Source organism: Bdellovibrio sp. HCB209 (assembly GCF_047306065.1).
Lineage (GTDB): Bacteria > Bdellovibrionota > Bdellovibrionia > Bdellovibrionales > Bdellovibrionaceae > Bdellovibrio.
Map to the genome: position 1 here is coordinate 1,824,171 of NZ_CP178618.1, position 21,908 is coordinate 1,846,078.

Below are 21,908 nucleotides of genomic sequence, written 5' to 3' on the forward strand. Positions count from 1 at the left end.
GCAGGCAAAGAGGCCATCAAGTACCATGGTTGAGTTGATGGGTGAAAAACGTCTTGGTTCCTTTTTTCGTCAGAAGCTGGAGCTCTTGCTGTTAAGTCAGCGTGAGGATGTTGTTGCGCGTGTGCAGAGCATAATGTCTTTGCATCACTTCACATTTAAGCATGTTCTAGCGATGGAAGATATTAAGGGGCGACCGATCGATCTGCAACGAGCTTTGGCGATTGTTGTAGCTCAGGAAGAATCTGAACATATCGGGGCTTTTACTGAACGAATCGTTTCCTTGGTGGAGCGTTTTCCACTGTCTCTGATTTTTACGCTCACTCATGAATCTCCCACGGATAAGAATATTTTTAAGGGCTCAAAGTTTGCACGCGTGTTGTTAGTGACGCCGTTTGATTTTTTTCAGAACTTTAAATTCGAATACATGCTTTTGTTAAGATGCCGAGCGCAGTTTTTTGAAATTGCACCGAGTGATCTGTTTTCAATGACGACTTTGCCATTTTCTGTTTTTGTGCGCATGCCACTGAATCAGAGAATCATGGGCGTGGCCTTTCGCGGGGCCGTTTTGTCGGATGCTAAATATCAAAAAATGCTTTCTAAGAGTGGTCTTTTGATTCAAGCGCGAGAAAGCAGTGCTTATTCAGAGTATATCGCGACTTATTTTGATCAATCTGGACAGTCATTGAAGAAAAGAACCCGAGCTATTTTTCTTTCGATTGCTCAAGTATGGTTGGAGCTCAGTGAGCTTATCATGTTTGAGTTCAAAGTGGCGAATGATGAAGAAATCGACTCGCTTCACAGTCAGTTGCTCCACGTGGGGAATCAACTGATAGAAATTATGCAAAGCCAAGAAAACTTATGGGATGCGCTTCGTGAAACCCTAGTGAACGACCTTTTTGAAAAATGGAGAAGTCCTTGGGTGGCTGCCTATGCAACCTATATTTCAGTGAAGTCGGGCGTAGGTAATCCACTAGATGCTTTCATGGCAGGAATGTTGTGCGACGTGGGTTTGTTGGATATTCCGGATAGCACCTATCAAAAGTTTTTGAATGAGGGTGAGGCTGGATTAGATGAAAAGCAGCGTGATGAGTATCGCAAGCATCCTTTGATGTCTTTAAATCGCTGCATTTTTAAGAAAATTCCAGTGAGTGAAGCGGTCAAGGCAATCATGGTCTGCGTGCATGAGCGTGCCGACGAGCAGGGTTTTCCAAGTCAGACGCCATTCGAGATGGTGCCCGCAGAAGCATCTCTGATTCGCTTTGCCGAACTGATTGATTTGGGAGTGCGGACTACAATGAAGGAAAATAATGTTAGTTTCCGCTTTATGAAGGAAAAAATCTGGGAAAATGAGAAGAACACCCCTGGAAACTTCTCTCCAGAGTTCCTTGATAAGATATCCGAGAGCTTGATTTAGTATTTCCACCTTTGACACCCATTGTAACACTCAGAATGTTTTTGCGCGCCATTAAGCTTTTGCATTTAATAGAGGCCTTAATAAGGAGTACTAGAAAATGCTTAAAAGATTGGCATTAGTGTGTTTGGCAGCATGGGCATTTGCAGGCGTTGCAGAAGCGAAGGAATTGTCTAATCGCTTGGGCGTTGGCGTAAAATCTCATGCGACTTTGGATCTTCCAGAGTTGGCAGTTGTTTACAATCCCTCATCGGAACTTCAAGTAACGGGTGGCCTTGGGATTGATACGCAAAAGGATCAATCTAAATTTGTGGTAAATGCAGGTGTTCGTCGCATTGTTTTCAAAGAACAAAACATGAATTTCTACATGGGTGGAACTTTGGGTTTGGTGAACTGGGAAGAAAGCGATGGCACGACAAGCAAGAAACAATCTGGTTTTGAATTGGACGCTGTCTTTGGTGGCGAGTTCTTTTTTACAGGTTTAGATTCTTTGGCGTTTACGTTTGAGGGTGGTGCAGGAGTTATTTCTGCTGATGATGTTCGTTTCAGAACTATTGCGGATAGCCCTTTCCGCGCTGGTATTATTTTTTACTTCTAATTTAAAAGGAATATAGCAATGAAAAAAATTATTCATACAGACAATGCTCCAAAAGCCGTAGGTCCCTACTCTCAAGCTGTTGCTATGGGCGACTTCTTGTTTTGTTCTGGTCAAATCTCTATTGATCCTAAAACAAATGAAGTTTTTACGGGCGATATCAAAACACAAACTGAAATGGTAATGAAAAACGTAGAAGCAGTTTTGGCTGCTAACAACATGAACTTTTCAAATGTTGTTAAAACAACGATTTTCCTGACTAACATGGGTGACTTCGCGACTGTGAATGAAATCTATGCAAAGGCCTTCACTCAAGCTCCTCCAGCACGTTCGACAGTGGCTGTGGCAGCTTTGCCTAAAGGTGTAAACGTAGAGGTTGAAGTACTTGCTCACCGCTAAAGCGCTTCTGCGCTCACGCACTTTTTGGATCGTGATTTTTTTGGGAGCGTTGATCACTCAACGCTTCATTCATGAATTTCACCAGATTGAAAAAGAACCGATGATCTCTTGGACGAAAACTCAGAGCGCAGATTGCGCTGTGGTTTTAACAGGCGGGGCGGGGCGTGTACGCGAAGGCTTTGATTTGCTTGCAAATCAAAATGTAAAAAAGCTTGTGATCTCTGGTGTGTATTCCAATGCGCGCTTGCGCGAGATTATGCCAGTGTGGCCTTTTTACGGAAACCTGAATGAAAATGATGTTGTCTTAGATCGTCGTTCTGAAACAACCTTCGGAAATGCGCAACAGAGCTTACCGATCGTTGAGGCTTTGAAGTGTCGTGATATTCTTTTAGTGACTTCGCGCCTGCATATGTACCGCTCCTACAAAACCTTCCGAGCAGCGTTTCCGGAGAACATTTATATCCAAAAGCATCCCATTGTGGGAGGCCGCTACGAGCCTTCGGTCGTGGAGACCGCATTTGAGGCACTAAAGTCGTTCTTTTATTCTATCTGGGCTTACTAAATCCAGACCTTAGTTTGTAAACGTAAGTACGATATTCACCGATAAATACCCTAGGAAACTGGGGAATTTTAAATGAACTCATTGCTCTTGCAAATCGACTCCCTCGGGAGATTTGTGACGAAGAATGTGGAGTACACGTGGCGTGTTCTCCTGATGGTTTATCTTTCCCTGCGTGCCACCATCTTAGATCAAACTCAAGGTGCGAGAGAGATCGTTCGAGTTATTTCCGCGCAAATTTATTTCACTGGATGGCAAGCATTGCCATTGGTAAGCGTTCTAGCGCTCACTTCAGGCAGTGTTCTTGTTTTGCAAGCTATGTCGAATCTTTCCATGTTCGGCGGAACGCAGATGATCGGAACATTTTTGATCGTCGGTATTTTGCGTGAAGCAGGTCCTTTGTTGGTTGCTCTCGTCGTAACGGCGAGGTCCGGAACGGCCGTTGCCAGTGAAATTGGGAATATGCGTGCCAATCGTGAAATTGAAGCTCTTGAAGTGATGGGGATTAATCCTCTCAGCTATATTGTGTTCCCGCGTGTTCTGGGCGGCGTGATCAGTATGCTGTGCTTGGCATTTTACTTTAACTTTGTCGCGATCATTGGTGGATTCTTCGTTACAAAATTTATTCAAGATATGCCATTTGCATTTTACGCGGAATCCCTGATGACGGCTTTTGCCTTAGAGGATTTCTGGATCTTCCTTTTGAAGAATAGTTTTAGCGGAATGATTATTTTCGTCGTCTCTTGCTATCAAGGGCTGTCGGTAAAAAAGAGTCCGACAGAGGTTCCGCAGGTTACAACTCAGGCGGTTGTGAACAGTATCATTTTCGTTGTGGTGTTTAATTTGATTGTTACAGCTTTGTTTTATTTAAATCAGTTACGGAACTTGGGGGTTATATAATGAAAATCGAAAATCTTAAGTTTGAAGGCGTTTCATTTTGTCACGAAGGGCAAGACCCCGTGGTTGCCAATGTTGAGTTCGATTTTCCTATGAATGAGATTTTGTGGGTGAAGGCTGAAGAGGGCGCGGGGAAAAGCTCGTTGCTTCAGATCTTGGCTGGCTTACAAATGCCTCAATCAGGCCAGTATACGATCAATGGACAGAATGTCTGCGACATGTCCTTTGAGGAGTTTTTGCCATATCGTCTGCAAATTGGATATTCATTTGATTACGGTGGATTGATTAACAATCAATCGCTCTTTGATAATATGATGTTGCCTCTTCTGTATCATAAGACTTTGAGTCCTGAAGACGCCAAAGCGCGTGTTGACGAGATCTTCAGAATTTTCGACGTAACGAAGTATGCTCACGACAGACCGGCCCACGTGCCAGGTCGTTTGCGTAAGTTAGTTTGTCTATTGCGTGCGATGGTGATGCGCCCGCAAATCCTATTGCTAGATGATCCGAGTGTGGGTTTAGGACAGGACAGCGTTTACACGTTGGTGGACTATATTCACCAATTACGTAAAGAAGGCTGTTTGCAACACGTTTTCATCAGTTCTTATGATGAGAAATTTATGAACTTGTTTAACTACCAAATTGTTCACTTGGATGATGGACAGCTTTATTATCAACCAGTGGATCCTGAGAAGAGAGTAGTACATCTATGATGACCGTTAAGTTCAATAAATTTGAACGAATAGCAGGGCTGTTTGTAGGGCTTGCGATCCTAGGTGTGGTCGTGACTGCGATCAGTATTGCGATTAAGCAGGGTTGGTTTGATACCAAGGTCTACTATACGACGACATTTGAAAATGCCGATGGTCTTCATCAAGGGACAACGGTGCAAATGGCGGGTCTGCGCGCGGGAGCTGTTGAAGAAGTAGAGCTTCGTGCAGACAATCGCATTCAGGTGAGATTCTATGTTTTAAGTAAGTTTCAAGAACGTGTTCGTCAGGACAGTATTGTCCAGATGAATCGACCGTTTATCATCGGGGAGAAAATCCTAGATGTATCGGTGGGATCCGAGAAGCTTCCTGTTTTAGCTGATAACAGCAAAATCGCATCGAGCGAAACAATGGATATCGTTGCGATGATGAGTAGTAAAAATATCGGCCAAACCATGTCTCGCGTGGGTGGTTTGTTAGAGAATATGCAAATGCTGATGGAAGCCTTTGCCGACAAGAACCGTGCGGCGAGCTTTGTTCGTGTGATCGATCGTATGGACCCGTTAATGAAGAATATGACAGTGATGTCGCAGGAAGTGATCAAGCTTTCAAAGCAAGCGACAAACAACGATTCGATGCAAATCCTCATGGCGAATCTGGCGACGACGACAACAGAAATAAATCGCATTCTGCCAGAGTTAAACAAACAGAATCCCGAGCTTGCGCATGACCTTGCAGTTATGACTCAAAACCTTGCAATTATGACTCGCGCGTTAGGCCCTGTCGTTAAAGAGGTTGAGCCAGAACTTCCTCAAGCATCGCGTCGATTGCTGGAAGTGATGAATGAGACTGTTGTGACTTTGAAGGCTATGCAAAAAAGCTTCTTTATGGAGAGTAACGTTCGTGAAGTTCGTAAAGAGGAAGCTCTGCAGCGTGTTCCTGCGAGTGACAAATCCGAGCCTAAATAGCTTATAAAAGGCTTGAATCCCACAACTTAAACAATAAGATAAAGAGATGCTAGTTGGGCATCTCTTTCGTCATTTTATCTTCTCTAAACGTGCTGGAGCTTTGATCCGTCGAATCGCATTTTTGTCGATCGGTGGAATCACGGTGAGCGTGACGGCGTTCCTTATCGTTCTTTTTGTGATGAATGGAATGAATGCCAGTATTCGCAAACGTATTTTGGGACTTGAACCACATCTTTATGTGACGGTGCCGGGATCCCAGAATGCCAAAGCCTTAGAAACGCATCCGGTGTTTTCGCGCATCAAAGAAGATACTACGACTCAAGCATATATCTATGAAACTCAAGATGTGATTTTGCGCACTCAAGATGGTCAGTTCCGTGGTGCGTTTGCACGCGGGGTGAATCGTCCTAGCCTTGAGCATTTTATTTCTCAGCTGGCTAAACTTGATGCTGATAAACCGCAAGTTTCTCATGGAGGGCCTCCTTCTTACTCTTGGGATCCCCAGGATGTTCCTGATGAAGGGGAGGTTGTGCTTGGTGTAGATCTGGCGCAATCATTGGGAGTTTTCGAAGGTGATTTTATCACTGTGGTTTCTCCTACAGGTTTGCTATTGCCTCCAGGGCAAACGCCGAAATTTGAGCGCGTAAGAATTAAGCGTGTGGTAACGACAAGTTTGACAGACGTCGACGCACAGTACTTGTTTTATCAGCGCGGAAAAGCTTTAAAGGCCCTTGATAACAGTGATTTAAAAAAACTGGGTATCGAGATGTGGCTTGCAGACGAAGCGCGAGTGAATACGGTTAAGAATGATCTGATGAAATTTAGTGATGTTCAGGTCGAGACTTGGATGGATCGTAACTCGGCATTGTTTTATGCTTTGAAGCTTGAAAAGTTAACTATCGGAAGCTTTTTAGGATTGGCCGGTATGATTGCGGCGAGTTCTATCCTGACAGTGCTTGCACTGTTGTTATCGCAAAAAAGAAGAGACATTGCGGTATTAAGAACCATCGGCTTGTCCGGTGCTCAGACCGTAAAGATCTTTACGCAGATGGGCTTTTTCCTTGCAGGTTCAGGTGTTTTAGCGGGAACGATTCTTGGCACAGGGATCAGTCTATATATTCAAAATAATCCGATCAACATGTGGTCGTCTCAGGTGTTTTACGATACGACGATTCCAAGTTTGGTTGATTGGTGGTTGGTGGTCGGAGTTTTGGTTGTGAGTTCAGCCATCGCATGGCTGGGGTCTTATATTCCGGCCCGAACAGCTACTGAAGTTCAGCCCTCTGAAGCTCTACGAATGAAATAAAAAAAAGCCCAACTTGATGTTGGGCTTTTTAGTTTTGATATCTGAATAAATTAAACGCTTACTTGGAAGTCTCTTAATGCATCCGTCAACGATGTCTTAAGATCTGTGCTTGGTTTACGTTTACCAATGATCAATGCGCAAGGAACGCCAAACTCACCCGCTGGGAACTTCTTCATTTGAGTACCAGGGATAACAACAGAGTTCGCAGGAACGCGGCCTTTCAGTTCAACCGGGCTATTTCCTGTGACATCAATAATTTTTGTACTCGCAGTGATTGTAACACCAGCTCCTAGAACAGCACCTTCTTCGATCAAGGCACCTTCCACCACGATACAACGGCTGCCGATGAAGGCATTGTCTTCGATGATAACTGGAGAGGCTTGAACAGGTTCCAAAACTCCGCCGATGCCCACGCCACCAGACAAGTGAACGTTTTTACCGATTTGTGCGCATGAACCCACAGTGGCCCATGTATCAACCATCGTGCCAGCACCAACGTAAGCGCCAATGTTTACGTAAGAAGGCATTAGGATCGCACCTTTTTCGACGAAAGATCCTTTGCGGGCAATAGCGTGAGGGACGACGCGAACGCCGTCTTCCTCAGACCATTTTTTTACCGGGATTTTATCAAAGTAACTAAAGTCACCCGCTTGCATCACAGTCATGTGTTGAACGCGGAAGTAAAGAAGGATGGCTTTTTTAACCCATTCGTTTGTGATCCAGTTGCCATCTTTTTTCTCAGAGACACGAACGCGACCGGCATCAAGTCCTTCGATCACTTCGAAGATGACTTTCAAATCGTTGGTCATCAATTGATCAACACGTTTTCCATTTTGGATGTCGGTATAGAGTTGTTCAAGAGCTTGTTGCATTTCGACTCCTTATTTATCGTAAACTTTTAGCGCGTCCAGAATGGCTGGGACGTGGATTTTAATAATGTCTTCTGCGGACTGACCACGTTCAATTTCGTAGGTCAATGTCGGACAAGGGCGTTCAAGTCCTGCGTAAGTTCCCAAGCAGCCTGGTGTTGGGTAGCCAATGTCGTCGTCGATCTTGTAGCCCGTATGTTTTGCCAAGACGTTTGCAAATTCATAGCAATCGCCATTGACGTTCAATACGGGTTGCCATGAGTGAAGAGAAAGAACCAATTTTGGTTTTTTCTGATCCAAGTAAGTCATCAAACCATGGTTTTCGACTTCGCTGCCGGCTTTCGGTCCCGGATGATAGCGTGGCGTTTTAATTTCTGGTGACCAGTCTTTCGTTGGCAAGTTGCGATTCAGGTCGACACCGTTGCCATTGCCGCGGGTTTTATAAATCACACCCTCGAGATTGAATTGCGGTACAACCGTTAGAGTGAATTTGTGATCGAATGACTTCATGAAGTGCTTAAGCAACTCTTGAGCGCAGATAACGCCCTCGATTTCATCGCCATGCACGCCACCCAAAATGAGCAACTCAGGTCCTGGGCCATTGCCGAACTCGTAAGCCAGAACAGGCATGCCTTTTGAGGTGTAAGTAAAAATAGAAGTTTTCATGACAAACGTCCTTTGTTCGGCAATGATGATAGCACGAGGTTTTTGTGGAATACATCAATAATGAGCTTCATTTTGGGCCGGAAAAAAAGAACTTATCTTCTCTTGTTGCGAACTATGTTCGGCCCATCTATGTCTACGACCTCTCATTCATAAAAAGCCGCTTCAAGCAGATGGCTGAGGCTCTTGCTGGAGTGCGTTTATATTTCGCTGTAAAGGCCAATCCGAATCCACAAGTTTTGCAATGTTTGAAGTCCTTAGGGGCGGGCGCAGATGTCGTTTCTTTGGGGGAGATTAAAAGAGCTCTTGAGAGCGGCTTTGCTCCTGAAGATATCGTTTATTCAGGTGTTGGAAAAACCAAGCACGAGATCACTGAAGCATTGAAGTTGGGCGTATTACAAATCAACGTAGAAAGCTTGCAGGAGTTGCAACGCATTGGTGAGATCGCTGAAAAAATGGGCAAAAAAGCTCATGTGGCTTTGCGCCTAAATCCGGATGTAAGCATTCAGACTCATCCCTACATCGCCACAGGTCTTCGTGATAACAAATTTGGAATGGAGTTATCCATGATTCCTGATTTGTCGGCGTGCCTTAAAAAGTATGCACAATCGCTAGAGCTTGTCGGAGTCAGTCTGCACTTGGGTTCTCAGATGATGGAATTTTCTGGCTACCAAGAGGCTTTAGTAAAACTGAAAGAATCCTATCAGAGCTTGAAAAAAGATTTTCCAACTCTTCGTCGTTTTGATTTCGGCGGAGGCTTGGGCGTGGTTTATGAAAAGCAAGATTTAGCTCTTGAGTCTCGTTTGCTCGCAGAATATGCGGGAATCACGAAAGGTATTTTGAGTGATTTGAATTGCGAGTTGCAATCTGAGCCGGGGCGTTGGCTTGTTGCCCACGCGGGCGTTTTACTGACACAAGTTCAATATGTGAAAAAAACCTCTGCGAAGACATTCGTGATCGTGGATTCAGGAATGAATCATTTGATTCGTCCCTCTTTGTACGAGGCTGAACATCAAATCCTGCCGTTGGTTAAGTCTGGCAAAATGACCACTTGTGATGTTGTGGGGCCGATTTGCGAGTCCTCGGATTTCTTTGTTAAAGATTATAGCTTGGATCAAGTTCAAGAAGGAGATTTCTTGGCTGTTACAGACTCGGGTGCTTATGGGTACTCGATGGCAAGCACCTACAATCTGCAGGAGCTTCCTTTGGAAATTTGTATCTAAACTAGATCGACAACTTTGAATTCATCCGCTTTTACGGGCTTTAAAATCTTTAAAGCCATCTCTGTAAAGTGAGCAGAGGAGTCTGTTGTCATGATTTCTATTTTTTGAACAGCGTCTTTGTTATTGCGGCTCAGGCGATTCTTTGAAAAATCTCTTTCAAGCCATCTCGCAATGGCTTCTCCAGAATCCACAAGTTCAATAGAAGATCCTGTGACTCTTGCGATGGAGTTTTTCAAGAGTGGGTAGTGCGTGCAACCCAAAATCAATGTATCGATCGAGTGCTGTAAAATCTGACTCAAATATCTAAAGACAATGAGGTTGGTGACGGGATCTGAGTCCCAGCCTTCTTCGGCCAGTGGCACGAAAAGAGGGCAGGCTTGATCAATCACATTTGCTGATGGATCGATTTCCATGATTTTGTGAGTGTAGGCCTTGCTATTAATTGTCGCGCGAGTCCCCAAGACGCCGATGCGTTTGCTTTCGCTGACTTCAAGAGCTCGTTGAGCTCCGGGGCCAATCACATTGTAAATTGGAAGGCCTTCAAGCTCCGCTTCAGGAACTTGAGTGGAGGCTGTGTTGCAGGCAATGACAATCGCTTTAACATCTAACTTTTTTAGAAACTGAATGTTTTGCTCAGAGTACTTGCGAATCGTATGAGCCGATTTTGATCCATAGGGAAGTCGAGCTGTATCGCCCAAGTAGAGAAAACTCTCATTGGGAAATTGCATAGCCAGTTCTTTAAGAACAGTCAGGCCGCCGATACCAGAATCGAATACCCCTATGGGTCTAGAGTCCATTAGTTTTTCACTCCATGTGCGCGAGACTCAGAAATACCATTAGAAGACATTTCCATAAAGAGTGCTTTCTCTTTTATCTCTGCAATGCTTGTTGCATTAATGTAGCTCATGCCGGAGCGGATACCGCCAGTGACTTCGTGGATCACGTCTTTAACGTGACCTTTTACATTCACTTGAGTGGACTCACCCTCTGGAGCCATACCTTCAGGAACGCCACCGCGCCAGTTGTCTTGCGCTGCACGTGAAGCCATCCCGCGGTATTGTTTTTTACCGTTTTTAATTTCTCCCGGAGTTTCGATTGTTCCGGAAAGCATACTGCCCAGCATGACTGTGCTTGCACCAGCAGCGAAGGCCTTAACCATGTCGCCGGATGTACGAATACCACCGTCTGCGATAACTGGAACACCATAAGATGAAGCAATCTCTGCGCAAAGTGCGACGGCCGTTAGTTGCGGAACTCCACAGCCTGTGATGATGCGAGTTGTACACATTGAACCTGGTCCAATGCCCACTTTGATAGCGTCTGCACCGGCTTCAATTAAATCACGAGCAGCGTCTGGTGTTGCCATGTTGCCCGCGATCAAATCGACCTTTGGATATTGATCCTTCAACCACTTCATCGTTTCCATCATTTGCACGGAGTGACCGTGAGCGATGTCGATTGTGATGATGTTAACTCCGGCATCAACCAAAGCTTTCGAGCGAGTTTTGAATTCTTCACCGACACCAACGCTGGCAGAGATATTTTTTACGCCGGCTTCTTTCAAGCGGCGAGCTTGGTCTGCTTGGTCTTCGATGGGAAGAAATCTGTGAAGGATCCCCATGCCGCCCAGTTGGTGCATAGCAAACGCCATATCGTATTCAGTGACCATATCCATATTGGCGCTGATGATTGGAGTTTCCATTGAAAAGTTACGAGTTACTTTTGTCGTCAATTGAGGGTCGCGACGAGAGCGCACGTCAGAGCGTGCTGGGATAATAAGTACGTCGTCAAAAGTAAGGCCTTTGCCGCGATTTTTGATATCTTTCCAGTTAAACATGAGTGTCATGTCTTCTTACCTCGTTTTGAAAAACATTAAATAAAAGCTGAGTAGAAATAATAATTAAATAAGTATCCAGAAGATTCAAAAGCAAGCTTGTGACGGGGGTCTCCCAAAGCAGTCTGTAAGAATCAAAGATACTGGTTAGAACCAATGGGATGAAAAGATGGAAGAGAATAAGTATCCCAAGAATTTTAAACCAATGTCTGCGGAATATTTTTGCCGAAGCTTGTAAGGCATCAAGTTTGCCATCGTCGTAAGGGACTGAACCGGTGACGACAAAAGGCACCATACTATACTCAAGATACTTCCAGATTCCCGGAAGAATAAAAAGCAAAGACCACAACAGGGTTTTTCCCCAAGTGCGAAGGGTCTCAATAAAAATCTGCTGGATGTACTTGCCATAGAAATCGTTAAGGCCTGTCGTAAAGCGAGATGACTTCATTGGGTACAAAGCTGTGGTGATTAGCAAAATCGGAAATATGATACTGCTGATGATAGATAGAAAGCCGAACCAATAAACGTGAGGAGCTGCACCCATCGGGTCGCGAAGGGCTTCTTCGACTCGAATATTAAGAAACTGATCGATGTTGCTAGATAGCACCACAAGGAGGAAGAGAGGGATCGCAACTTTTTTAAAAACCTTCAGGTTCTCGGCAAAGAATTTCACCACACAACTAAATCTAGAAACCTCAGGGGAGTCAAGGGGACCCTCTTCGCGCATACCTTGTTGCTGCAAGTCATCAGAGGACATTTTTCGATTCTGCCTATATCTGAGGCGCTCTGTGATTTAAGCTTTGTCCATGATGACAATCATCCCTAAGGATTCATACAAGATCATGCCTTGGAAAAACGGCAAAGGCACGACGGCAGAAATTGCGATCGGCCCTGAAGGAGCTCAGTTTCCGAATGATTTTCTGTGGCGTTTTAGTTCTGCGGAAGTCAGTAATAATGACCCATTTTCAAATTTCCCGGGTTGCGATCGTCTTTTGATGATCACTCAAGGCGCAGGTTTGGTTTTGAATGGCGAGGAGTTAAGACCTCAGCGGGTTTTGTCCTTTGCCGGTGAAACATTGATTTCTGCAGAATTGATAGAAGGTCCGATAGTGGATCTTGGTGTGATTTATCAGCGAGATAAGATTCAAGCCAAAATGCAGATTTTAAATTTGAGTGAGGCAGGGACTTTGGATTTAAAAGCCGGCGTGCATTTTATTTATTGTCTGAGAGGCATGTTGAAGCTCGGCGATCATAAAATTCATGCCGCCGACACCCTGAGAGTAGATGGTTCTGCGCAGCTTGAGCTCGATGGTCTGAATCACAGTGAATATGTTTGTGTGTCGATTTCTGAAAAAAAGAAGGGTCCCTAAAGCGGACCCTTCTAAGTTAGCTTAGTACTTCACGCTGCAGCCATAGGGCTTGCTAGTTTCTTTGGCGATCTTTTCGCCTTTCATAGCGCTATTCGTTGCTGCAACGATATAATTTTGTGCAGTTTCAACTGTCTTAGGATCCGATGAGTCATTGTTATCGATAGCTCCTGCATAACGAACCATGCCCTGCGGATCAATCAAGAACATATGAGGAGTGGTTTTTGCTCCATAAGCTTTTCCCATAGCACCCGAAGAATCTAGTAAAATTGCATTTGCCTTAGATCCTTCTTTAGTACCATTTGCTAAAGCGTCCGCGGCAGCAAGATATCCTTGTTTGCCTTTCGCAGAGGAAATCACTGTCAGCCACACAACTTCCTTGCCTGTCATCTCTGATTGGATTTTCTGCATATTCTTGCTGTCATAATGCTTACGCACGTAAGGACAGTCCTTGTTGTACCACTCAAGGATCACGTATTTGCCTTTATAGTCTTTAAGGTGCTGAGGTTTACCTTGAGCATCTGTCACTGAGAAATCAGGTGCGGGGCTGCCGATCTTGGCGTCAGCAAAAGCAAAACTACTGATAAGTGTTGTCGCGAGCATCAAAACGATTTTTTTCATGGATGATCTCCTTAGTTAGTAAATAGGTCGTTAATAATCTGTTTCGTTAGTATTTCAGGTAAAATCTTTGGTTCTTTGTCTGTCGCTGAATAGTAAATATAAAGTGGCAGAGAGTTTCTTCCAAAGCGAGCCAGCGCTTTAGTGATGACAGGGTCTTTATCTGTCCAATCAGCTTTATAGAGTTTTACATTTTGGTCTTTAAAAAGCTGCTGAATATCGTCGGTATTAAGCACAAGTTTTTTATTCACCTGACAAGTAATGCACCAAGCAGCAGTGAAATCTATAAATACAGCCTGCCCACTATTTCGATCTGCCTCGATAGCTTTTTCATCATAAGCACTCCATGCGCTAGTCGCCTGCTGGGTTGGAGTCGGGCGATCGGTAGGAAGAAGGCGAAGAGCGAAGAGGGATAATAGAAATCCAAGAACAAGGAACCACTGCTTCCAGCGTTCATTTTTAATTTGTCGTGATATCCAGATCCAAAATCCAATCACTAAGAACGAAACTAAAAGATAAAGAACAGCATCGACATCTACTTGCTGCGCGATCACCCATAGCAACCATAACACTGTGGCAAAGAGAGGGAAGGCTAGGAGCTGTTTGAATGTTTCCATCCAAGCTCCTGGTTTTGGTAGGAACTTTAAAAAACCGGGGAAGAAAGCGAGGAGCAAAAAGGGCAATGCCATCCCAAATCCTAAACCAGCAAAAACAACTAATGTCAGTGAAGCCGGCAAGGTCAGGGATGCTCCGATCGCAGCCCCCATGAATGGAGCCGTGCAAGGAGTGGCAACAACTGTTGCAAGGACTCCTGTCAGGAAAGAGCCCCAAGCGCCATTGTTGGTTTTACGTCCAGCTAAGTAAGTTAGTGATTGGCCAATTTCAAAAGTGCCTAGGAAGTTAAATCCGAGCCAGAAAAACAAAAGAGCAATGCCGCCTGCGACAATAGGGGACTGCAGTTGGAAGCCCCAACCAAGTTGTTCTCCGCGAGATCGTAGGAAAAGTAAAATAGCAGCAAGTGCCAAAAACGATACGACAACTCCGAGAGTATACAGCAGGCCTGAGTTGCGCAGTTGTCGGGAGTTTTTGTCAGGTCCAAGAAAGCTCAAAATTTTAATGGAAAGAACCGGAAACACGCACGGCATTATATTCAGGATCAATCCTCCGATCAGTGCCCAAATAAGAATGCTAGCAAAGCTGGGTCCCTCTGCTTTTAGGAGGGCAGCTTCGTAACCTGACTTTACTCCGTCCTGAGATTCTGCCACTAGCAAAAAACGAGATCCCGAAAAATCAGTTTTACGGGTGTCTTGAAGAGGTAAATTGATGTGGAGGGTATTGCCATCGATATCCAATGAAGGAGTCTGTGCTTTGAAAGCTTCGCCGTCTTCTGGAAAGATCTGCAAAGTCTTTATCGCTGGCATATTCGAAGGCCAGGATAATTTTGTCGCTAAAAAATCCCCTGCAACTTTTTGGATAGTCCACTGAAGCTCTGAGGGTGTCGGTGAAGGATATGTAAATCGAGAAAAAAGAGGATCTGCTTTCGAGGCATGTTCTGCGTAGGGGATTGTTAGGTCGAGTTCGGTGATGTAGGGAACGCACTCCACTTTGCAGATTAAAAACTCTAGTTTGACGTGAGTAGTGATTGTTTCAGGTCGATCCGGTGAGATTTCAAATTTAAAAAGAGTTTCTTTGTCGTAGCCAAGATTCACCATTCCCTCGATAGGAATTCGCTCAGGGGTTGGCCACAAGATATTCTTAATGGAGCCGTTCGTAACAATCCATTCCCACTTCGGTGGTGCCCCGGAATCTCCTGAGTTTTTCCAATAGATATGCCACTTATTTTCGAGTTTGAAGTGGAGTCCCACCGCGAGGCTTTCGTCTTTGTTCCAAGTAGTATGGGAAGTAAGGAGTTCAACGCTTCCCTGTGGAAACGTGAAGTTTCGTGGAGCAGAAAACGCCACCGAGGAAGCCAGGATCAGAAGTAAGCTCAAGATGAAATTCATAGCTGAAATTATAAGAACGAATTCAATTTTAATTCTAGCAAAACTGAGGGGGAGCGGTGCATTTCTAAGGAGTATTCTCAGAGTGTTTTCATTTGTGTGGTGTTTAGCACTGGTAAGTATTTATAGATGTCCCAATTACGTAGTGACTTAATACAAAATATTGTTTATTAATGTCGTAGGAGTAAAAATGGGTCTGAAGGCATTGTTGAGGAAAGAGTATATCTACGTCACAGGTATTCTGTTGATGGGAAGTGCATTTCATTTTTTTTATAGTGCTATCTACTCCGACTTTGAATTGTTTGCCTCGGGGTGCGCTTGTGTGCTCACAACAATTCTTTTGGCGGAGAGCTTGGGAAACTAGATCTTTTTGGCAACACCTGACCTCAATCTAGTAAATTTCTTTTAACAAAACACCCTATGTAAACAAACCCACAGTATAGTTTTCGTCTGGCTTTTCAGATTAATATAAACAAAAGCCTCGCTAGTATCCTACGCTCTTCTTGTTATTCAGCAAAAAGGGGCTAGAAATGGATTTCGAATTCCAAATTCTCAATGGTCGATTTAACGAGGCCGCACTGACCAATCGCTACGAACAAGCTTATGAGACATTCAAACAGACTTGGACTGCAGAGCTCAGCACGCTTAAAGGCCAAGATGTTCGTGTTCCTTCAAATGATTTCACTCGCCAAGACTATATCATCGCTCTTTATAAAGGCGACACATGTGTAGCCTTGGATTGTATGCGTGAAGTTTCCATCAGTAGTTATGTACAAACTGAAGACTCATGGTTTCAGCCTTGGGATAAAAAGCATTTTGCGACGATGCAAAAGCAAGGGCACGATCGTGCGATCGTAAATTCCTATTTCACTGTGCATAATGATTTCCGCAGAACTGTTCAAGGTGAGTCGGTGAACGCTGCTTATCTGGCGGGAGCTTTGTCGGTCTTATACCAAGTAGAATTGGATTGTTCGATCATGCTTGGGATGATGAGAAACAACCGCTCTATGAATGCCTTGGGAGCGAGTTTAGGCGGAGCGCCGATCGACACTATCGTTCACAATGATTTGCCAACAGACCTTTTTGTCTATGAAAAGGGCGCTGTTATCAAGGCCAGCCAAAAGTTTCCAGATTATGTTTTTGAAGTATTTAATAATAATCAAGCCATCAAGAAAGGGCGTCGTCATGAACGAGTTGCTTAAATCGAAAGAGTTCCGTTTTGTAGTGGATTATTTTAAAACTATGGATTTCACCAATAAAGAAGTCTACGCAAACTGGTTAGCGCAAACCTACTACTTTGTTTCTCACTCGGTTCGTTTGTCAGCGTTGGGTGCGGCTCGTTTGCCTGTAGACAGTGCAGTTGGTAAGCGCATGGTTGCGCATACGATCGAAGAAAAAGGTCACCATACAGTTGCAGAAAAAGACATCGAGAATTTAGGTCTTCGTCTTGCAGATTTCCCAGCGTTTGGTGTGACCAATGCATTCTATCAATCTCAATACTATAAAGTTATGTTCGAGCATCCATATCATCTTTTGGGACAAATCTTTATGCTTGAAGCCTTTTCGGTCGAGATGGGTCCATGGATGTACGATATCGTTAAGAATGCTCACGGGGACAAAGCTTGTCGTTTTGTGAAAATTCATGCGATGGAAGATATCGATCACGTGGAAAAAGCATTGGCAGCGATTCAGTCTTTCCCAGCAGAAAATCAAACTGGTACGGCAGAGAATTTCTATCAAGCGTGCGAAATGTACTACGGTATTTTGAAAAACATCAATGAAGCAAGTTATCGCGAGATCAGCGCGGTTGCTTAAGATCTATTAAAGGATGGAGACTCTTCTCTGAGGATCAAGAGTCTCTGCCTGGAACATAGATACGAACATTGTGTTTTCGTTCGTCGAGTTACAAACAAGAGGGCAAGCAAACGTATGCTTAATTCTGTATTGCCCTCTTTGCTCTGAGAGAGTTTCTTCAATCACGTAAGACGGGATGTGCTCAAGGCTCAGCATGCGCTTATCTTGTTTAAGTTTTATCGTTGTTTCGGCAAGAGACCCCAATACATATTGTGGTCTGTTAAATAACTCCCATGGGGAGTAAGCTTCATACTCTTCAATTGAATAGTTACCCAATTTGAAAAGCATATCGTTGCGATAAAGCTGATTCATGTTGAAATCAAGAATCTCCCAAGCAGAATTTCTGGTGATGTGTGTGAACACCTTAGGATCTGCGGGCTGTACTTTGTGGTAGTGGCAAAGGATTCTGAATTTTTCAAATTCTTCCAGGACGCCTTCGGTGATTTCCATTTGTTGTAATTGGCGGCCGGCTCTTTCGATCGCCTGGCGTTGGTGATCTTCGGTTCTTTGTCTTAGTGGACGTGACTTGTGCAAAGCAGATATCTCAATGCCTTTTTGACGAAGCATGTTTGATAATTCTGTAGCTACGATATCAAAGCTTTGTACTGCCGAAGATTCCATGGCCCTTTATTTAACTTTTGTAGTAAACAAAGTAAAGTCTAAGTGACGTTTTAGGGATTTATTGCACGTTATTCAGATTCAGACGGAGCTAACTTGTCTGAGTTGTGGACACTGAGGGTGAATTTAATACCCAAAGACTCCAAAAATTCTGAGTTCTCTTTGTTGTTCGATTTAAGGCCGTTGTTAAAAGCTTCCTCCAGGTTTTCCATGAAGATCTTAAGCTCTTTCTCTGCTCCCAAATAGCGACAGATCGAAATGAATTCATCGTCTGAGAACGCGATGCAGCCCAGTTCAAATGCTACATATTTATCTTCAGTCCAGCCGATGAGCTCTGAAAGAGTGTAGGGTGTTAGGGATCTTGCGGATCTATAGCGTCTGGCGAATTCTCCACACATCTTGCGATAAAAGAGAACTCGTTCAACGACTTCTTCGTCAGAAAGTTTAGCCATAGGATCACGTCTGCTTCCTAATCCATTCAGTGCAATAATTAAATAAAGATCTCGGATTGCATGATTCAAGGATTTAAATCTATGTTCGCGAAGCTCAAGTATCTCACCCATGCGGCGGAATATACATAACGGTGTTTATTAATTGCAAACAATAAACTAACAAATAACTATTTTTTGTATACTTTTGTCGCAAGGTTCCTCGCGTGTAATCAAAAAGCAATCAATGTTCCATGGCTGTTCCCATATTCTGAAACATAACATCTGTTGGGGATAAAATTCGCGTCCCGAACCTGGATTAACTTCTGTGATAGCGGAGGCTTTTCTTGATCAATCGGTCGACCATTTTAGTCGACATGAATTTCATTAAGTTCGCTTGAAGCTTGATGTTTTTTCCAATCAGATAATTCACTCGCGGCAAATGGCTTTGAATAGCATGAAGAATGGCATCCGTCGCAACCTGAACGGGTACGGCGTCCTTGGCGGTCGCCACAACACTCTCGCGCATGGACGACATCATGGGGCCATAGGCAGTGCGCACTTCTGTGGAGCATTTGTTGAGGACTTGATCGCTAACGTCGATAGACTTTGACCAGATCTCGGTGCGGATCGGGCCCGCTTCAATTAAGGAAACACGGACGCCGAAGTTTGCGACCTCTCGGCGTAGGGAATCTGTGAAAGCTTTAACCGCGAATTTTGAAGCTGTGTAAGGACCTAAAAAAGGAGCGGCGACGCGACCACTGATAGAGCCGATATTAATGATGCGTCCCTTGGTGGAGCGAATCAGAGGAAGAAAGGCCTTCGTCATTTCGACCATTCCAAAAACGTTGACGTCAAATACGCGTCTCCATTCGTCGAGATCAATTCCCTCTATCGGCCCGCCGCTGGCGATTCCCGCGTTGTTGACTAAAATAAGTTCTGTATCGGGATTCAGTTCTGTTTGGACTGATTTAAAAGCGTGCTTGATGTCGTGGGAGTTGGTGACATCCATTTTTAAAACGCGGAGATTTTCTGAATAGTCCTTAGCCAAGCGCTCGATGGATTCGGGTTTGCGAACACAAGCCCAGACTCGGAAACCTTTTTCGCAAAGAGTTCGAGTCAAATCAAACCCGATGCCTGTTGAGGCACCTGTGATGATAACTTGTTTCAAGCAAGCCTCCCTTGGCTACATCATGCCCTTGTCGATCAGATCCTTGAGCCATGCATCCTTGATAGTCAGGTTGTTCTTCCCGAACTCTGAATGCACTTGCGCGCGGTAGTTCGGGTCAAAGCCAATTGTTTTTGCGTCTATACCAGCATCTTGCAGGAATTTTTGCATTTCTTGAACTTGCTCTTCAACATTCAAGTTCTGTTTCGCGGAAAGACTGTTTTCGATTTGTTCGCAAAAAGACTTCGTAGCTCCGTCATGCGCAAGTTGGGGTTTTAGTGCAACAGCCTTCGCGATCATGTGGAGGTTGTAGGATTTTTGCACGACCTGATTCAGTTGAGTCTGGTTCTTTTGTAGATAGTCAGCGGCTCGGTAAATTTGACGATAGAGCTCGGCCTTCTCAAGGAGGCTGTCATCGCCGCGAGAGTCCTCAGACAGTTTGAGGACTTCTGTGATTCCCGGTGCGCGAAAGACGAAACGGAGAACCGGGGCAACTGATTCTAGTACTGGGTCCTTCTGACTTCCAGAAATGCCCTCGAAAAATTTCGTGGCTGTGCGCTCGGTTTTTTTAGGGAAGAAGCCGCTTTCACCAGCCAGTCCCAGATCTTTGCAGGCATCAACAAATGGTTTTTCGTTATTGGCTAAGTCGTTCAAAATCACAGACATTTCCTGTTGAGTCGCGACACGTTTTTGTGGAGCCATCGTTTCATTGGGTGACGAAGGGGAGACAGCAGTATCCGATGAAGTATCTCCCAAAGGGCTCGCGTTCTGTGGTGAGTTGGTAGTTGAGGTCGTGGAGGAGTTCTGCAATTTTGCAGAGGATTTGTTCAAAACTTCTTTTACTTTGGAAGGACCCGGGAGTTGAGTTAAGAGCCAGACTCCTAAAATGCCAAAGACAATGATGATCGAGGAGAAGGCGACTGCTGAATATTTAAGTAGTTTTTTCCAATTCATGGTTTCACTACAACACATTCGCATTTTCTGAGCAATTTCGAGGCAATGATACAGGTAGTTAATCAAATATTTCACAAATGAGTGATTGACCCGGGGTGCTTAAGCGCCTACAACTAACACCTCAGACATTCACTTGTCACTGTCGCGGGGTGGAGCAGTCTGGTAGCTCGTCGGGCTCATAACCCGAAGGCCGTAGGTTCAAATCCTGCCCCCGCAACCAATAAAGGCTCCAAGGTAAACCTTGGGGCCTTTTCCATTTCTAGGGCTTCTTCTTTTAGTTTTTCGTGGAAACAGTTGTCGCTTCGCCTTTGTCGTTCAATTGAACAACTTTGGTTTTGCTAACGCGAATTGTGGGAATGTCCGCAGCGCCTTCAGCCTTCATTTTTTCAATGTTGAAAGGCACGACTTGTTTGCGTGCTTTTTTGCCTGGGTGAAGTTTCAAGCCATGAGCGCAGTTTCTGGAACACGTGTCTTTTTTGAACTCAAGTTCAGCGCAGGCCAAGCAAACCATTCCTGGTTCGTCACAACGTAGGCAATCGATTTTGACTTCAGAAGGCTGTCCGCAGTGAGGGCACAAGCCATACTTCTGGGATGGCTTCAAATCCTGATCAAGAGCTACGCGGTGGTCGAATACGAAGCATTCGCCTTCGTATTGATCATTTGGATACTCTGCCAAGTAATTAATGATTCCGCCTTCAAGTTGGAACACATTGTTGTAACCTTGGTCTTGAAGTTCCAGGATGCCTTTTTCGCAACGGATTCCACCAGTGCAGAAGATCAGCATTTTTTTATCTTTAGCGATGCCTTGCGCCTCAATGTACTGAGGGAAATCAGTAAATTTTTCGATGTTTGGATTCAAAGCACCTTTGAACGTACCGATTTTGTATTCGTACCAGTTGCGAGTGTCGATCATCACCCAGTCAGTTTCTTCTTTCAAAACTTTGTTCCATTCAGAAGGCGTCAAATGGTGATTAACGCCTTCTGGAGGTTGCATTTCTGGAATGCCCGTCGTCACGATTTCAGAGCGGATTTTCACTTTGAAGCGACGGAATGGGGCTTTGTCAGAATAAGAGTCTTTGAAGAATTGGTTTGGAGAATCAAAGCGCTCACGGATGAATTGTTTGAAGAGATTGAACTCTTGCTCAGTGATAGCGGCTACTGTCGAGTTAAGACCTTCAGTTCCTAGAATGATAAGACCCTTAACGTTTAGCTCGTCGGCCTTAGCTTCAAGTTCTAGTTTTACTGCTTCTGGATTTTCGATTTTTAGGAATTTATAAAAAGTCGTAACATAATGCTTCGGGGCATTTTCGATAGTCATATTATCACCTTCAGTTATCCGATCCAGGTTCCAAACCAGGGGGAGTTGTTAGTTCGAGGTGGTTTATAGTACCCCGGTGGGTGGCTGCGCAAGGGGGAAAAAGACCGTGGGCGTTAATTCCATCCCGGGAGGGGATTCGCTTGCCCCTC

At 44.5% G+C, this 21,908-nt stretch carries 24 protein-coding genes and 1 tRNA gene; 13 read left to right on the forward strand and 12 right to left on the reverse strand.

What is annotated here, in order from left to right; translation table 11 throughout:
- Positions 1-25 precede the first annotated feature (25 nt).
- From ACLVWP_RS08890 to ACLVWP_RS08925, 8 genes are all read left to right on the forward strand, one after another.
- Entirely contained in the window at positions 26-1,414 is a 1,389-nt protein-coding gene (locus tag ACLVWP_RS08890) for an HD domain-containing phosphohydrolase (protein WP_413561417.1), read from the forward strand.
- A 97-nt stretch (positions 1,415-1,511) separates the two neighbouring features.
- Positions 1,512-2,009 carry an organic solvent tolerance protein gene (locus ACLVWP_RS08895; protein WP_413561418.1) on the forward strand — a complete coding sequence of 166 codons (498 nt, stop codon included), beginning with the start codon at positions 1,512-1,514 and terminating at the stop codon, positions 2,007-2,009.
- An 18-nt stretch (positions 2,010-2,027) separates the two neighbouring features.
- Positions 2,028-2,405, forward strand: a complete 378-nt coding sequence (locus ACLVWP_RS08900) for a RidA family protein (RefSeq protein ID WP_413561419.1) — start codon at positions 2,028-2,030, stop codon at positions 2,403-2,405.
- A complete protein-coding gene (locus tag ACLVWP_RS08905) occupies positions 2,383-2,967 on the forward strand; it encodes a YdcF family protein (protein WP_413561420.1) in 585 nt (194 codons plus the stop codon). Before ACLVWP_RS08900 ends, ACLVWP_RS08905 begins: the two co-directional genes overlap by 23 nt.
- Positions 2,968-3,039: 72 nt before the next feature.
- Positions 3,040-3,864, forward strand: coding sequence for an MlaE family ABC transporter permease (locus ACLVWP_RS08910; RefSeq protein WP_413561421.1), 825 nt, complete (start codon positions 3,040-3,042; stop codon positions 3,862-3,864).
- Positions 3,864-4,574, forward strand: coding sequence for a cell division ATP-binding protein FtsE (locus ACLVWP_RS08915; protein WP_413561423.1), 711 nt, complete (start codon positions 3,864-3,866; stop codon positions 4,572-4,574). The genes ACLVWP_RS08910 and ACLVWP_RS08915 overlap by 1 nt, the downstream gene beginning before the upstream one ends.
- Positions 4,571-5,539: an MlaD family protein gene (locus ACLVWP_RS08920; RefSeq protein ID WP_413561425.1), complete on the forward strand. Its 969-nt coding sequence runs from the start codon at positions 4,571-4,573 to the stop codon at positions 5,537-5,539. Before ACLVWP_RS08915 ends, ACLVWP_RS08920 begins: the two co-directional genes overlap by 4 nt.
- Positions 5,540-5,585: 46 nt before the next feature.
- Entirely contained in the window at positions 5,586-6,845 is a 1,260-nt protein-coding gene (locus ACLVWP_RS08925) for an FtsX-like permease family protein (RefSeq protein WP_413561427.1), read from the forward strand.
- Positions 6,846-6,895: 50 nt separating this feature from the next.
- Here the strand turns inward: ACLVWP_RS08925 and ACLVWP_RS08930 are convergent, their stop codons facing one another.
- Positions 6,896-7,717, reverse strand: a complete 822-nt coding sequence (locus ACLVWP_RS08930) for a 2,3,4,5-tetrahydropyridine-2,6-dicarboxylate N-succinyltransferase (RefSeq protein WP_413561429.1) — start codon at positions 7,715-7,717, stop codon at positions 6,896-6,898.
- A 9-nt stretch (positions 7,718-7,726) separates the two neighbouring features.
- Positions 7,727-8,380: a M14 family zinc carboxypeptidase gene (locus tag ACLVWP_RS08935; RefSeq protein WP_413561431.1), complete on the reverse strand. Its 654-nt coding sequence runs from the start codon at positions 8,378-8,380 to the stop codon at positions 7,727-7,729.
- A 44-nt stretch (positions 8,381-8,424) separates the two neighbouring features.
- Here ACLVWP_RS08935 and lysA point away from each other — a divergent pair, with 44 nt between their 5' ends.
- Complete coding sequence (lysA, locus tag ACLVWP_RS08940) at positions 8,425-9,600, forward strand: diaminopimelate decarboxylase (protein WP_413561432.1); 1,176 nt, start codon at positions 8,425-8,427, stop codon at positions 9,598-9,600.
- Here the strand turns inward: lysA and murI are convergent.
- Genes murI through ACLVWP_RS08955 form a run of 3 tightly spaced genes read right to left on the reverse strand, consistent with a single transcriptional unit; the run spans position 9,597 to position 12,191 of the window.
- Positions 9,597-10,397 carry a glutamate racemase gene (murI, locus tag ACLVWP_RS08945; RefSeq protein ID WP_413561434.1) on the reverse strand — a complete coding sequence of 267 codons (801 nt, stop codon included), beginning with the start codon at positions 10,395-10,397 and terminating at the stop codon, positions 9,597-9,599. The genes lysA and murI overlap by 4 nt on opposite strands.
- Positions 10,397-11,437, reverse strand: a complete 1,041-nt coding sequence (locus ACLVWP_RS08950; RefSeq protein ID WP_413561436.1) for a guanosine monophosphate reductase — start codon at positions 11,435-11,437, stop codon at positions 10,397-10,399. Before ACLVWP_RS08950 ends, murI begins: the two co-directional genes overlap by 1 nt.
- Positions 11,430-12,191, reverse strand: coding sequence for a hypothetical protein (locus tag ACLVWP_RS08955; RefSeq protein WP_413561437.1), 762 nt, complete (start codon positions 12,189-12,191; stop codon positions 11,430-11,432). Before ACLVWP_RS08955 ends, ACLVWP_RS08950 begins: the two co-directional genes overlap by 8 nt.
- A gap of 49 nt (positions 12,192-12,240) precedes the next feature.
- Between ACLVWP_RS08955 and ACLVWP_RS08960 the strand changes: the two genes are divergently transcribed.
- Complete coding sequence (locus ACLVWP_RS08960) at positions 12,241-12,804, forward strand: HutD family protein (protein WP_413561438.1); 564 nt, start codon at positions 12,241-12,243, stop codon at positions 12,802-12,804.
- 21 nt (positions 12,805-12,825) lie between these two features.
- On the opposite strand, the gene ACLVWP_RS08965 is transcribed toward ACLVWP_RS08960, so the two are convergent.
- Together ACLVWP_RS08965 and ACLVWP_RS08970 are read right to left on the reverse strand one after the other, a co-directional pair.
- Complete coding sequence (locus tag ACLVWP_RS08965) at positions 12,826-13,422, reverse strand: redoxin domain-containing protein (protein ID WP_413561439.1); 597 nt, start codon at positions 13,420-13,422, stop codon at positions 12,826-12,828.
- 11 nt (positions 13,423-13,433) lie between these two features.
- Positions 13,434-15,422, reverse strand: a complete 1,989-nt coding sequence (locus tag ACLVWP_RS08970; RefSeq protein ID WP_413561440.1) for a protein-disulfide reductase DsbD family protein — start codon at positions 15,420-15,422, stop codon at positions 13,434-13,436.
- A gap of 527 nt (positions 15,423-15,949) precedes the next feature.
- On the opposite strand from ACLVWP_RS08970, the gene ACLVWP_RS08975 reads away from it, so the two are divergent.
- Entirely contained in the window at positions 15,950-16,621 is a 672-nt protein-coding gene (locus tag ACLVWP_RS08975) for a hypothetical protein (RefSeq protein WP_413561442.1), read from the forward strand.
- Positions 16,605-17,234, forward strand: a complete 630-nt coding sequence (locus ACLVWP_RS08980) for an iron-containing redox enzyme family protein (protein ID WP_413561444.1) — start codon at positions 16,605-16,607, stop codon at positions 17,232-17,234. Before ACLVWP_RS08975 ends, ACLVWP_RS08980 begins: the two co-directional genes overlap by 17 nt.
- 6 nt (positions 17,235-17,240) lie before the next feature.
- On the opposite strand, the gene ACLVWP_RS08985 is transcribed toward ACLVWP_RS08980, so the two are convergent.
- The 4 genes from ACLVWP_RS08985 to ACLVWP_RS09000 all read right to left on the reverse strand — a co-directional run bounded on the left by ACLVWP_RS08985 (position 17,241) and on the right by ACLVWP_RS09000 (position 20,441).
- On the reverse strand, positions 17,241-17,894 hold the full coding sequence (locus ACLVWP_RS08985) for a hypothetical protein (RefSeq protein ID WP_413561445.1): 654 nt from the start codon (positions 17,892-17,894) through the stop codon (positions 17,241-17,243).
- A 68-nt stretch (positions 17,895-17,962) separates the two neighbouring features.
- Positions 17,963-18,343: a hypothetical protein gene (locus tag ACLVWP_RS08990; protein ID WP_413561447.1), complete on the reverse strand. Its 381-nt coding sequence runs from the start codon at positions 18,341-18,343 to the stop codon at positions 17,963-17,965.
- 295 nt (positions 18,344-18,638) lie between these two features.
- Positions 18,639-19,490, reverse strand: a complete 852-nt coding sequence (locus ACLVWP_RS08995) for an SDR family oxidoreductase (protein ID WP_413561448.1) — start codon at positions 19,488-19,490, stop codon at positions 18,639-18,641.
- A gap of 15 nt (positions 19,491-19,505) precedes the next feature.
- Positions 19,506-20,441, reverse strand: a complete 936-nt coding sequence (locus ACLVWP_RS09000; protein ID WP_413561449.1) for a hypothetical protein — start codon at positions 20,439-20,441, stop codon at positions 19,506-19,508.
- 143 nt (positions 20,442-20,584) lie between these two features.
- Here ACLVWP_RS09000 and ACLVWP_RS09005 point away from each other — a divergent pair.
- Positions 20,585-20,661, forward strand: a tRNA-Met gene (locus ACLVWP_RS09005).
- 54 nt (positions 20,662-20,715) lie between these two features.
- Here the strand turns inward: ACLVWP_RS09005 and ACLVWP_RS09010 are convergent.
- Positions 20,716-21,753: a rhodanese-related sulfurtransferase gene (locus ACLVWP_RS09010; protein ID WP_413561577.1), complete on the reverse strand. Its 1,038-nt coding sequence runs from the start codon at positions 21,751-21,753 to the stop codon at positions 20,716-20,718.
- Positions 21,754-21,908: the final 155 nt, after the last annotated feature.